8 protein-coding genes and 2 pseudogenes are annotated in these 12,305 nt (G+C 60.0%); 6 read left to right on the plus strand and 4 right to left on the minus strand.

Annotation, left to right across the window (positions count from 1 at the left end; translation table 11 throughout):
* Positions 1–175: 175 nt before the first annotated feature.
* The 3 genes from H7C86_RS30005 to H7C86_RS30015 form a co-directional block, all read right to left on the minus strand.
* Complete coding sequence (locus H7C86_RS30005; protein ID WP_029257093.1) at positions 176–547, minus strand: hypothetical protein; 372 nt, start codon at positions 545–547, stop codon at positions 176–178.
* A 45-nt stretch (positions 548–592) separates the two neighbouring features.
* A complete protein-coding gene (locus H7C86_RS30010) occupies positions 593–3,148 on the minus strand; it encodes an AAA family ATPase (protein ID WP_182262768.1) in 2,556 nt (851 codons plus the stop codon).
* A gap of 557 nt (positions 3,149–3,705) precedes the next feature.
* On the minus strand, positions 3,706–4,047 hold the full coding sequence (locus tag H7C86_RS30015; protein WP_029257095.1) for a hypothetical protein: 342 nt from the start codon (positions 4,045–4,047) through the stop codon (positions 3,706–3,708).
* A gap of 591 nt (positions 4,048–4,638) precedes the next feature.
* On the opposite strand from H7C86_RS30015, the gene H7C86_RS30020 reads away from it, so the two are divergent.
* Together H7C86_RS30020 and H7C86_RS30025 are read left to right on the plus strand one after the other, a co-directional pair.
* Positions 4,639–5,037 carry a MobC family plasmid mobilization relaxosome protein gene (locus H7C86_RS30020; RefSeq protein WP_259349327.1) on the plus strand — a complete coding sequence of 133 codons (399 nt, stop codon included), beginning with the start codon at positions 4,639–4,641 and terminating at the stop codon, positions 5,035–5,037.
* Positions 5,034–6,791, plus strand: coding sequence for a relaxase/mobilization nuclease domain-containing protein (locus H7C86_RS30025; RefSeq protein ID WP_182262769.1), 1,758 nt, complete (start codon positions 5,034–5,036; stop codon positions 6,789–6,791). The genes H7C86_RS30020 and H7C86_RS30025 overlap by 4 nt, the downstream gene beginning before the upstream one ends.
* Before the next feature lie 135 nt (positions 6,792–6,926).
* Here H7C86_RS30025 and H7C86_RS30030 read toward each other — a convergent pair whose 3' ends face one another.
* Positions 6,927–8,258, minus strand: a complete 1,332-nt coding sequence (locus tag H7C86_RS30030; RefSeq protein WP_182262770.1) for a hypothetical protein — start codon at positions 8,256–8,258, stop codon at positions 6,927–6,929.
* Between the two features lie 41 nt (positions 8,259–8,299).
* On the opposite strand from H7C86_RS30030, the gene H7C86_RS30035 reads away from it, so the two are divergent.
* The 4 genes and pseudogenes from H7C86_RS30035 to H7C86_RS30045 form a co-directional block, all read left to right on the plus strand.
* On the plus strand, positions 8,300–8,467 hold the full coding sequence (locus H7C86_RS30035) for a hypothetical protein (protein ID WP_153212237.1): 168 nt from the start codon (positions 8,300–8,302) through the stop codon (positions 8,465–8,467).
* The gene (locus tag H7C86_RS30040; protein WP_182262771.1) at positions 8,464–11,025 is read left to right on the plus strand and encodes an AAA family ATPase; all 2,562 of its coding nucleotides are present in this window, start codon (positions 8,464–8,466) and stop codon (positions 11,023–11,025) included. Before H7C86_RS30035 ends, H7C86_RS30040 begins: the two co-directional genes overlap by 4 nt.
* A gap of 479 nt (positions 11,026–11,504) precedes the next feature.
* Positions 11,505–11,657: pseudogene (locus H7C86_RS37985) on the plus strand (type IV toxin-antitoxin system AbiEi family antitoxin domain-containing protein); the annotation flags it as partial.
* A 114-nt stretch (positions 11,658–11,771) separates the two neighbouring features.
* Positions 11,772–12,305 (plus strand): annotated as a pseudogene (locus H7C86_RS30045) (hypothetical protein); the annotation flags it as partial.

A 12,305-nucleotide genomic window follows, 5' to 3' on the forward strand; every position in this document is an offset into this window, starting at 1 on the left:
GCGACTCGCCTTCCCGTCGCCACCGACAACGACACGAGGCCGCAGCTCGGCCACATCCGAAACATTGCGACCCGCGGAGACACGCAAACGCGAACAGGGGCACAACCGAGACTGATAACTGTCATCCGCCGAAATGGACTGACCAGCAGGACTGTTGCCGCCCCGCCCATCGGCGCTATGAAACTCTGTTCGCGTGATCGCTCAGCAGCCGAGCAAGAGCCCGAATCGTTTTCGGGTCGCTCATATCGCCGCCGCGCGCGCAACCAATCCGGGCACCGGACGCCGCTTCCGCAGCCTGCAACTGCTGATACGCCGCAATAAGCTCAGGACTCGGATTCGCCACCCGCTCCGCGCGACGCTGCCACTCCGCGATACGCGCGCGTTGCGCCCGGACTGCACACTGATCCTCACGCCAGATTCCGAACCTACGACGCTTCCACCGCGAGCGAACCACTGCACCGTCCATCCAGGCCGCGAACTGCGCCTTGTCCCGCTTCCACTTACGCGGCCGAAACTTTGGACTCCAACTGTCCATCAACTTTCCCATCGAGCGTCGTTAGTCTTACCGGTGTTCGGACCCATCGCCTAGCCCCTACTCGGCAACTTCGTCGGCGGTTTCTTCCTCGGAGTCCTCGTCCGCCGGGCTGAGTGGCGCTCCGTCTGCATCGACTTCGGTTTCTTCCTCGGAGTCCTCGTCCGCTGCCTGGCTGAGAGGTGCTTCGTCTGCATCGGCCGTGTCAACTGCGGCAGGCGTTCCTGTGGGAGCCAGGGCATCTGCCTGGTTCTCGCTGTTTGTGATGTCATCGAGGTCTATCCGCCCTTGGTCTTTCAGCCGCGGCAATAGGGGCAGACGTTCTAATTCGGTCCGAAATACAGAGAAGGCCGCGATCCGCGTGAGCGGATTCTCTCCGAGCTTGTGGTCGCGTTTGATGGTCGCGAGTCCAGCTCGGATGATGTCCCCGATCTCTGTGTCGTCGGCCGCTGCTTCGATACGACGGAGTACGACAAGAGCTTGGTCCTGAATGCAGCCATCGGGGTGAGCTTCGAAGAATTCGGTAATGAGCTGCTCAACGCGCCTGTCACGACGCCGGGCCGCCTCATTCTCGCGTGCAGTTGTCAAGGTGGTGCTCAGTTTGGCTATGAGGGCTGCGAAGTTCGCGTCAATAACCTTCACTTCTCGAGGCTGCACTTGGTCGTTGGCGTGTTCACCGAGGTAGGCGATCAACTCTTTGGCGAAGCCTGCCTTGCCTATGCCAGTGTCAAAAGCAGAGCGGAAAGCTGTCTCGATGGCATCCCACAGAGAAGGTGTTTCCGGTGAGATGCAGGCTAAGATCGCCTCGTCGGTCAACGCAGTGGATTCGTCGACACTTAAGCCGAGTAGGTGTGTGGCGTAGCGGCGTGCTGCAATTCCAGCTAGTGGCAACGGGACCAGGTCCTCGGGCTCCTCGACGACCACGCCAGGTTCTGTCACAGCGTCCGGCACGGCCTCCCCAAGCATTACAATCAATTCTTTTGCCACGGTCGGACGTCCCTTGGCTCCACCCTTGAGGATCTGTCGTCGAGCTTCCTGACCGGCACCGTCGCTGTCGAGCAGGACTGCACACGCAGGCTTGAACTGGTCTCGTCCGCGTGCCAGGTACAGCATGTAGGGCATGTTCGAGCCACCGGGTACGAGCGTTACCTGGTTGAGGTCCAGGGTGGCACTCGGTGCGGCACCGGCGAGTCGCAGGCGGGTGTTCATGCCGGAAAGCAGCACTTGGTCGGAGATGCCTTCGACAAAGAGGTTGTCGCCGCCGATGAACGCGGTCTCAGCTACAAACGCTCCGAGGGAGGTGCGTAGCGGCTCGTAGTGATTTTGTGTCACGTCGGCTACGAGCCGCGTGCCTTCGTCGCCGGTGCCCTTGTCAACGACGCGGACGCGGTGACCGGAGTTGCGGTTGATGAGAAACGGGGAGTGCGTTACATACACGACTTGGTCGGTGCGATCGGTGTTGTCGGGGTGGGCGTAGTACTCCAGGATTCGTAGTAGGTCTTGCTGCCCGGTGGCCGACAGATATGCGTCGGGCTCGTCCATCAAAAGCACTTCGGGCACTGAAGGTCGCTCGTGAGACCAGAGTTGAACAAAGTACGACAAGAAATATGTCAGTCCGCGGCTGCGCTCGCTGAACGAGTAGTCGGTACCAGTACGGTCACGAATCGTGAAGACCAGCTCGTGCTCACGCGGCGAGATTCGGAGTGCGAAGTCCTCATCCTGGCTCCACCACCTTGAGACGTTGAGGTGTCGGGCGATGGAGTCATTCATCTTTTGGATAAGAGCGTTGACCAGGCCTTCACGCTCTTCTGCGATCGCGTTATAGAGGTCAGCGAAGGCGCTCCGATCGATGCGTGCGATCTTTGTCAGTAAGTCTTGACCCAGTTTTTGCTGCTTTGCGGCCAGCGCCTGCACAGTTTCATCCTCGGTCGTGGTGGGGGCCAGATCGATAAGGGCGAACAAGGTGCTGGCTTGCTCCTTAAGGGCCTCCAGACCGCTCACTCCGGCCAGGAAGCGCAACAGATCAATGCGGTTCTTCCGTCCTGAGGGGACGGGCTCAATTCCGGCGAGGGAGGCTAGCGATACCGAGTCGGGGAGGTCTACTTGAGTCTGGAGTTTGTGAGCCTTTGGTAGTAACGCCTGTAGCGCGACGGCTTGAGCCCCGCTGAGCAGAACCCGCTTCTCATCGGTGTTAAGGACCTGCACGACTCCGGCTTCGGGGCGCAACAATAGAAGGTCGTCATTCTTGTAGAGCGGGATTTTCAAAGTAGCAAGTTCGCTTCGCTCGATGTCCGACAGTGCGAATTGAGCGCCTACTTCCGGGTACAGGCGTTTGTCCTTCTCGACCGAGAACAATGTCGAGTAACGGCAGAAGTCACTACGGGAGTGTTCTTCTCCCGAGAGCACAATGTGGATGGCATCGAGCAGATGGGACTTGCCAGACTCATTGGCGCCGACCACAGCAGTGATGTCGTGCTCGAGACTGACTGTTATGTGCGGCAGCCAACCATCGCCCGTCACCTGCCAATCCTTCTTCTTCGACGACGGCGCGAACTTCAATTCGTAGTCGTAGTTGAACGATTTGTACCAGCGGACCAAAACCTTGCGGATGCGCACGGCATGCCTTTCGTCTGTCGAAGCTTGGTCGCGTGTGCGACCAAGCGAGCAAAGCACGGCCCAGACACGCGTCACGTCGAATCAACCGAATTATGTCCGACCGAGAGATCGAATTGACCAAACGAGCGAGCCACCGCTGCTGGGGCTTGGTTAGGCGAGAGGCTGCGCGCGACATCTCTTGCCGCGGTGAGGTCGTCGGCGTCGTCCGCTCGGGCGAAGACCTTCATCGAGTTTCCGGTCGACCGATCTTGCTACTTGGAGTTGCATGACGAATGCAGAGTTGAACTGACCACTTTCAATTGGCTGAACCAGGAGTCCGTCGCCCAGATGATCTACGCGACGAACGCTTTGGTGAGGTTCTCTCCCATGGGTCATGCCCGCCGTGCGCGCCGTGAAGACGATCGCCAAGCACAGAGATCCCGTTGAGAAGATTCAGAGCTGGGTGCGGGCCGGGACGAGGCGCAACCACGCGGTAGTGACGCGCTTGAGCTGAGAGTGGACGACCGTTCTCGGCGTCAACCCCGAGCCGAGAACGGGTGCGGGCATCGGGTGTAGTACTAAGCGCTTTTCTGCTCACCGGATTCAGCGGACGGCGAAGTTTCGATCTTCTTTGTCACCGGCTTCTTCGGTGCAGCCCGCTTGCCTGTTGACTTTCGAGCGGCCGGCACACGCCACTGTTTGATCGAGGTTTCGGTGAATCCGACCCGCAGCGCCTCGCTCAGCGCGGCGTCGAGGTTGCCGACGTTCGCTGCGTCCGTCCGGGCGAATTCTTCGCGTGTATCGAGGAGTTCTTTGTGTGCGGTTGCCACCACACGGATGATCTTCATCTTCTCTTCGGCTTCCGCTTTGATAGCTGCGTCGAGTGCGTCGAAGTCTGGTGTGTTCGGTGTCGTGTTCATGCGCTACATCGTAGGAGAAATCTCGCCCGCTCGTGCACCACTGAACGGGCGCTAAGCGGAACTCGCGAATACCGGAACCGTTGTCCACAGGTGGGTGTCCGGGGCGGCGTTGTGTGCACACCAGACGCGGAGCGGAGGAATCTGGTGTGTGCCCAATGCCGAGAACCCCGGTGCCCGCCTGTGGACAACATCAACCACCCGAACTGCGTATCGACGCGCTCCGCGCGGCGCATCTTCTTTTCTCCGAGATTCGCCACAGATCGGGACTGCTCCGATCCTCATATGGATGCCCGAGATTTCCCTCTCCGCTCCGCTGCGTCTCAGGCACCCACAATCGGGACCAGCCCCCAAATGGGGACGAATTCGAGATCGAAGGAACTCGCAGGCTCGTCCTGGCGCTTTTGAGATTTCGGGGACGAGACTCAGAACGGACGTGACCCCGAAATCTTGGCCCTGCAGAGCAGAGCAAGATAGTAACTTAGGTGCCCTAAGTTGGGTCATGTCTTGCCGCTGCGCTCTGGACCTGAGACACTGGCGTGTAGCCCCACGTGGTGGGGGCGCTGCGCTGGGCCGAAGGGAGGCACGACGGACATGAGTGAAGACGAGGTCAGTCGACCTCGCCGGTTCCGTCGTGAACGCCGGGAGAATGTGCCGGGCGGTCGAGCTGGCCGGCACGTGGTGAAGGTGACTCCCGAGGAGGAGTCCGAGTTGCTGCGCCGTGCGCAGGAAGCGCGTATCACTGTGGCGCGGCTGATGGTCGAGTCTGCTCTGTCCGACTCCGGTGAAACTGCTACTGATCGGCGCGATCTTGCCGCGGAGTTGTTCTCCGCGTTCCGGTTGTTGTCGGCGATTTCGATCAACATCAACCAGATGGCGAAAGCAACCAACGCGACCGGCGGAATCCCCGCCGAACTGAACGGCGCACTGGTCAGTGTGCGGCGTTTGGCGGACCGGATTAACGGCACCCTCGACGAGATGTCTGCGCCGTGATCGTCAAGATTTCCCGCGGCGCCAAAGTCACCGGCTTGATGTCGTACCTCGCTGGTCCGGGCAAGAGCAACGAGCACACCGACCCCCATCTGGTGGCCGGCGACTACGCGATCATGGCGTGGCACGACGACAATGAACTCAGCGGTGTCGACGCTCTCGCGATTGGCAAGCAGATCGACCAGCCCCGCAAAGTGTTCGGCACCGAAATCAAGATCCCGAACTACCTGCGCGACGACGCCGGCCAAGACGTTCGCGACAGTCACGGCAAGAAGGTCCGCGATCCGATCGACCCGTATCGCGATGGCAATGTCTGGCATTGCTCGCTCTCGCTCAGGGCCGATGAAGGCGAGCTGACGGACGAGCAGTGGAACAAGATCGCCACTGAGTTCATGGACGAGATGGGTTTCACCGAGACCTCCGGTCGCAGTCCCGCGAGGTGGGTCGCCGTCCGACACGGAGTGTCTGCGAAAGGCAACGACCACATTCACATCGCCGCATCCGCCGTGCGCGAAGACGGAACCAAGGTCAACCTCTACCGTGACTGGAAACGAGCAAGCGTGGCGGCCGCACGCATAGAACGTGAACACGGCCTCGTTGTCATCGAGTCCCGCCAGAGCAAGACCGGCGAACGCGGATACCAGCGCGCCGAAAATGCGCGCGCAGTACGCAACGGGCAGACCGAACTCGACCGTGATCTCCTCGCACGGCGCGTGCGCGCCTGTGCGACATCGTCGAAGTCCGAAGCGGAATTCGTACGCCGACTTCGCGGGCAAGGATTGCTCGTCCGGCCCCGCTTCGCCTCCGGACGCGATGACGTCGTAGTCGGCTACAAGGTCGCCGTCAGACCCGACCGCGAAGCCACCGGTGCCGATGCAAAGCCGATCTTCTACGGCGGCGGTCATCTCGCCAAAGACTTGACCCTCCCCCGTCTCCGCATGGAATGGGAAGACACCCCCACGGCATCATCGGAGGCCGTCGACGAATGGCGCAGCGCACGGCGCGAGCGTCCCGCTGCGCGACCCGGTCGCGAAGCGAAAATACTCGACCCGAAACTGCTCGAGCGAGCCGGTCAAGACATTGCAGCCTGGAACAAATACCTGGCTTCGATTCCCGTCACCGACCGAGCACAATGGGCACGCGCGGCAGGCCGAACAGCTGGGGTGTTTGACGCATGGTCTGTCCGGACCGAAGCCACACCAGGACCCCTTGCCCACGCTGCGAAACAACTCGCCCGATCATCACAGATCCCCGCACATCAGCACGCACCGAAGAAGGCGGGCATCGTCTCCGCCGGAGGTGCAGCCCTGATCTTGATGCAAACAAGCCCGCAGCTCGGCAAGGCAGCGTCGTACGCGCTGCTGATGCGCCAACTGATCAAGACGGTGGAGGCGATTGCCGCCGCACATCGCGCTGCCGGCGACCTGACCCGGGCACGTGACCTCGAGATGACCGCTCGCGTGGAACTCGAAGCGATTCACCGTCGGATGCCGCAGCCTCGTACCGAGATCGAGCACGTCGAATGCGAGGGCAGCGTCGCAGTGCTCGAACGGCCGGTTTCGAAAGAAAAGACAACGACGGAAGAGACGTCGTCGGAACCAACCGACAACAATGCAGCAGCCCTCGCGGCCGGCGACTTCCCAGTGTCCGCACGGGAAGCAGCGAAGCGAGGCACCTCCCCAGTTCCTCCCCGACTTGATCCCCAACGGGAACAGACGCGCGCAGGGAAGAGCCGAGACAACGACAACGGGCGCTAGTACGGGAATCGAGCAGATTTAATTCGTCCTTGTCGACTTTCGAATGAAGTCATGACGAAGTCATCATCACTACTGGTGACGTCATCACCATCCTCCGTCGAATGTTTCCTTTTGTCTGGTGCGCAACGGACTGTTTCATTTGCTGGAGCGTTTGTCAGCGCTGCTGACCAAGCTCAAGGATTCCTGTATTGAAGCCTGCTCAACCGGAATCGTTATTGCTTGGCCTTCGTAAATCTTTCCGTATCCCTGTGCGGTCACGGTCCATTCTGCGGTCACCTCGCTGCTAGCAGCGAGGTTGGCAACCAGAATTATGTCGTCGGCCTCGCTCACCCATGCCGGGTGGGGGCGGAGATGCTTGAGGTCGAGAGTGATCTCCACGGAATCGTCAAGGCTTTTCCAAGTAACCGGGTAATCGGCGATCCGCAGGTCGTCATAAAAGCTCGGGTCGATGCCAGCGTAGGGGTCTTTCGGGGCCGGAATAACAGGAGATAGCAACTTGGCTTGATCGAATCGGTCGAGGTGCAGACACTGCAGGCCGCGCACACCACTGATAGTGATGATCACTTGGACGTCGTTGAGGAACACTTCACCGGTGTTTTTCAGGCGGAACCGCAACCCCGGCCACGTGGTGGACGCTAGGTGGTCCTCCGATTCGGCCCACCTCCGGCGAACTTCGCGTTCCCACCGCTCAATTCGCTCCTCAAGATCCGCTTCGGTGAGTGGTGGCAGTGCCGACTGCATCCATTGCATTCGCGTAATCGCGGGGTTCAGCGCGGTCTGTTGACGGTTCCGGGTGTGCCGTGCGCGTTCCTTCTCCGCTGCATGCTCAAGCCACCAATCGCGGACGTCCTCACCGCCTACAAGGTGGCGCGCGGTTCCGATGATCTCGAGCTCGATCGCAATCGGAAGCGGGCCAGGATCGATGTCGAGGTATTGCTTGCGGATCGGCGACATCGACGGCTCGTCGAGAATATGAGCAACGCGCTCGAGATGAAACAGTTCGACCGTCACGCCTTTGTCCGCGCCGAGCTCCCTGAGCTCTGCGCGTTCGCTCAGCCTGATCTCCTGATTGGTGACGAACGCTAGCCCGTATGGCTGGTGCTTTGTGGCGCTTTCAAGATCGGACACGAACTTTCGCTTGATGTCGCCGAATGTCTGTTCGTCGCGGGGGAAATTGACGGCCATGATCCACCGGCGACCGTCCTTGGAACAGACGGCATCACGGCCGCCATCCTTGCCTCCAAGAGGGTGCGATGGGTCGATGTTGTCGAAGCCGGAGTAGGCGAGGACCTGGGCGGCGAGACGCTCGGACGGAGCCTGGCCCTGAGTCCATTGCCGCAGTCGAAACCACGTCTCATCTGTACGAGTCATGTCCTCTTCATACTCGATGCCCCTGCCGTCGAACCTTTCGGTCGGTTTGTCGGGTAAGTTCGTTTGATCGACCCCAGGCGAAGCGCAGACCGACACGGCCCGCGATGAGGATCTCAGTCGAGTGCAAGGAGGATCGGGTGAGTGGGTTGATTCCAAATCTAGAGGACCTTCGCGAGCAGTTGCCGCCAAGCCAGACTTCGCTGGACGCACACGAATTCGTCACAGCGTTGGCAACGGCCGTGTCTTCGGCAGAGGTTGCATCGAAGGTCGACGCGCTGGTCGACGGATGGTTGGAAGTCGAATGACTGCACCACTTCTTCCAGGGACCCAGCCGCCCCCTCGCATTATTCGTCTGCGTATTCGGGGGTTTCGATCCTACGGAACTGAGGTTCGAGAACTGGAACTGGACTCGCCCATCACGGTTATCAAAGGCGATAACAGCCAGGGAAAGACCGCGACCGCTGAGGCGCTGGAATTCTTGTTCACCGGGCGCAACAGCCGGAGAGACTTGTTCGGGGGAGCCAAGGCGGAGTACGAGCGGATGCTCTCCAACGTGCACTTGCCGTCAGATGACACCGACGTGTGGGTGGAAGCTGATGTCAGGTCCCTCGATGGCACTGTACGGACTATTCGTCGCGTATTGACGGCAGACTATTCTGCGTCGGCGGACTGCACGAGTGTGGTGACCATTGATGGTCAGCAGGCGACGGATCTGGATTCTCTTGGCATCCCGTTCGGAGAACCTCCGCTAGCTGCACCGGTCTTGCTGCAGCACAATCTTCGCTACGTCCTGTCTACCGAGCCGCAAAAACGGGCTGCGTACTTCCGTTCGATGCTCGAGCTGATTGACCTCGACATTGTGAGAGATGCGGTTAGCCGCGCCAAGGATCGGGTTGCGAATCTTCCTTCGCTAGTGCGGGTGGGTGCGATGAACGGGCTTGCGCAGGGAAACACGCCTGCGACGGCAGCGATCGACAAGGCTGCGAAAGCGAAAGACCAACCAACTCTGACAAGCCATCTTCTGACAGCCGCCAGCGCTCTTGGCTTGCCGTTGTCCGGTACGAATGCCGAAGACGCCATCGCTGATCTGCAGAAGATCAAGGCACAGGCAGAGGAGAAGGTCTTCCCGATCGGTGCTCTGACGCCGAATCTGACTCAGATACCCACCGATGTGGACACCTCGCGCTTGAGCCTGCACATCGTTACCTACTCCGACCGGCTTCAGGCTATCGATGCGGAGGCGGCCCGTCTGCTACCTGTTTTCGAGGCCGTTCTTGCACATCAGGACCTCGGCGCCGTGTCGGCGCCGACCAGTTGCCCCGTTTGCGAAGACGGAACTCTCCGTGCAGAGCGTATCGAGCAGATGCGTGAGCACTTAGCTGCAACTACGGGCATGCAGGAAGCAGCAAGAGCCGTCGTTGATGAGCTACAGTTCGCGCTCCGAGAAGTCGATCGAGTTGGGGTTGCGCTCAAGTCTGTGCTTCCTGCGGCTCAGTCTTGGCAGGACCACCAGTGGGCCGATGTCTCAGCGCACCTGGAGGCATTCGCGGCCGGTAGTCATACGGGCGCACCGGGATTGGATTCCGGGGACTCAGCCCGTGGGCATATCTCTCGTGCCGCCGGCGAAGTGCAGCGGCTCAGAGATATCCGGGATCAGATTAGGGACTTGGTTGCCGCAGGAACCCTCAAAGTTAGCGAGCGCACAGAGATTCGAGATGAAATTTCGCTTCTGCTCAAGCAAAGCAACGAGTGTATCGCCATCGTGCAGAAGGAAACACAGGCACTGAAGAAGCTCGTCGCTGACCTACACGAGGGGCTGGGTGAAAAATTGCAGGCGGCGTTGATGCCCGCCGGGACTCGGGAGATCCTCGAACTCTTGGAACACCGGGACGACCTTTACCGTGAACTACGAGTCCAGGCGCAGAGGAAGAAAGCGAAGCAGCGTATCGATGCGCTCGGTCGCGCTATCCAGAAAGCCGAGCAAGCACTCCTCGATGACCGATTCGCCAAGATGGGTGATGAAATCGATAGGTGGTGGGCTACCCTTCGCCCCGATGAGTTGGTCCGGTTCGGTGGAGTTGGACGACGGGCATCGGGACGACGCTACGTGAATCTGACTGCCGAGCTCGCAGTATCGGACGAGGCTTCGCCGCAGGTACGTGACGCCGTCGGTGTATTCAGCGACAGCCAGCTCAACGCGCTCGGGCTGGCGGCCTTCTTGGCGCGACAGCGTTTGCTTGGAAGTCCTGTCGTAGTCCTGGACGACCCGCTCCCTGGGTACGACCCCGAACATCGAATTACTTTTACTCTCAACACCTTGAGCGCCCTCATGGATGAAGGTGTGCAGGTGATCGTTTGTACGCACGATCCCAAGTTGGCAGTCAATATCGTCGAAGGCCATCGGCATCGAGGTTTGGAGCACTACGAGTTGGTGCTCTCGGACATGAGCGAGGGCACGGCTGTGACCAACGAAAGCGATGTCTTCGGAAGACATCTGTTGGAAGCCCAAGATGCCATTGCCAGTCTCACCGTCGAGGGGAGGCGCAATGCGGCCAATGCTCTGCGGCGAGCCGCCGAACGACTAGCGAAGCAGATCATCGCCACGGGACGGACACAAGCCGGCACGCCTACCCGAGTGTCTGAAGTTGGTGACAAGATTCTTGGCGAGTTGATCCCTGATGTGCTTGGTTTTGCGCTGGGTAATGACGAGCGCGGCCGCTGGACTCTCTGGAAAAGTTGTTTGAATCCTGGGGCCCACGATGACGATGTACCGCCGCCTCAGACCTTGAAGACCGTCCTTGGTGACATCAAGAAGCTGAAGAAGAACCACGAGAAACATTGGCCAGATGGGCTGTTGAAGTGAGTTCGAGTCCGCTTCACGTGGCCGTCCACAGTGTCGGGAAGATCTTCGCCCATCTCGGCAGGATGCCAATTCTGGTCGCGGAGTAGATGGCACCCGCCTGTAGGCGGCCCGGTCCGCAAGTGCATCTTCGATCGGCGGCCGCATCACCCCGTTGGGTAGACGGGCTGACTATCCGAGCTTTGGCGCGCAAGCATGAGGTCCTGAGATTTCAAGCCCCTGAAGCGCAAAGTAACTAGTTTTAAGAGCCGACCGTTCGGTCTTTGGTTCGATGGCACGTCCCGCCGCGCCATCGACCCCAGGGGGTTTCTCTGCAGCGGCAGTTTTAGTACCTCTGCGATGTGCATATTTCCCACTGCAATAGTCACGATGTACACGATTTTTGCAGTAGCAGACGGACACTTTGTCGGCACTATCAGGCTAGGTGCTTCAAATAGGTTCACCGAATCTGCAAAAATAATGCTCAGTGATACTATTGCAGTATGGCTCAAGGCTATTCCATCGTTGAACTAGCGGATCTTGCCGCTGGCCAATGGGGTCTGTTCACTACCGCCCAAGGCAGAGCGATCGGGTTCTCAACCCAGCGCATCGCACGGCTTGCCCGTAATGGCACCGTGGAGCGGATTCGCCACGGTGTGTACCGGGTTAGTGGCGCGCCGAGCGTCCCAAACGAACAGCTTCGAGCTGCCTGGCTCGTCATCGAACCCAGATTCACCGCAGGTGAGCGGCTCGATGGTAAGCATCCCGCCGTGGTTTCCCATCGCTCCGCTGCACGGGTCCATAACCTTGGAGACCTGGACGCGGATGTCATGGAGTTCACGGTCACTCGTCGGAAGCAGTCCCGGCTAGACGATGTTCGGTATCGCGTCGCAACACTGGACCCGGGCCGATGGACCCTAGTTGACGGACTTCCCACCACCACCATCCTCTCCACGATCGACGATTTGGCCACTGATCATCTCGACGGTGGGCATCTCGCCAGCATCGTTCGCGACGCCGTCACCACCGGTCGCGCCGACGCAGACGCTGTCGTTACTGTGCTGCGGCCACACGCTCACAAGTACGGGGTCGCCCTCGGTGATGGATCCGGTCTACTCGACCGGTTCCTCTCCGAGGCCGGAGTGCCGGAATCGACGCGGGCCCTTAGTCGACGCGTAACAGCCAGCGCCAGCGAATCGAATGTTTGGTCCAGGCTCGGCCAGACTGCGGCGTTCCGGGAGGCGCTGGAGACTCAAGGTGTCCTCGCCGGACTCAGTGAGAGCACGGCGTTCAGGGAGGCACTG

This window comes from Rhodococcus sp. UFZ-B548 (assembly GCF_903819475.1).
Taxonomy (GTDB): Bacteria; Actinomycetota; Actinomycetes; order Mycobacteriales; family Mycobacteriaceae; genus Rhodococcus_F; species Rhodococcus_F erythropolis.

Excerpts from the sequence above, each read along its gene's own strand:
- H7C86_RS30020 (WP_259349327.1), top strand. The coding sequence starts at position 4,639 with ATGAGTGAAGACGAGGTCAGTCGACCTCGCCGGTTCCGTCGTGAACGC.
- H7C86_RS30015 (WP_029257095.1), bottom strand. The coding sequence starts at position 4,047 with ATGAACACGACACCGAACACACCAGACTTCGACGCACTCGACGCAGCT.
- H7C86_RS30005 (WP_029257093.1), bottom strand. The coding sequence starts at position 547 with ATGGGAAAGTTGATGGACAGTTGGAGTCCAAAGTTTCGGCCGCGTAAG.
- H7C86_RS30040 (WP_182262771.1), top strand. The coding sequence starts at position 8,464 with ATGACTGCACCACTTCTTCCAGGGACCCAGCCGCCCCCTCGCATTATT.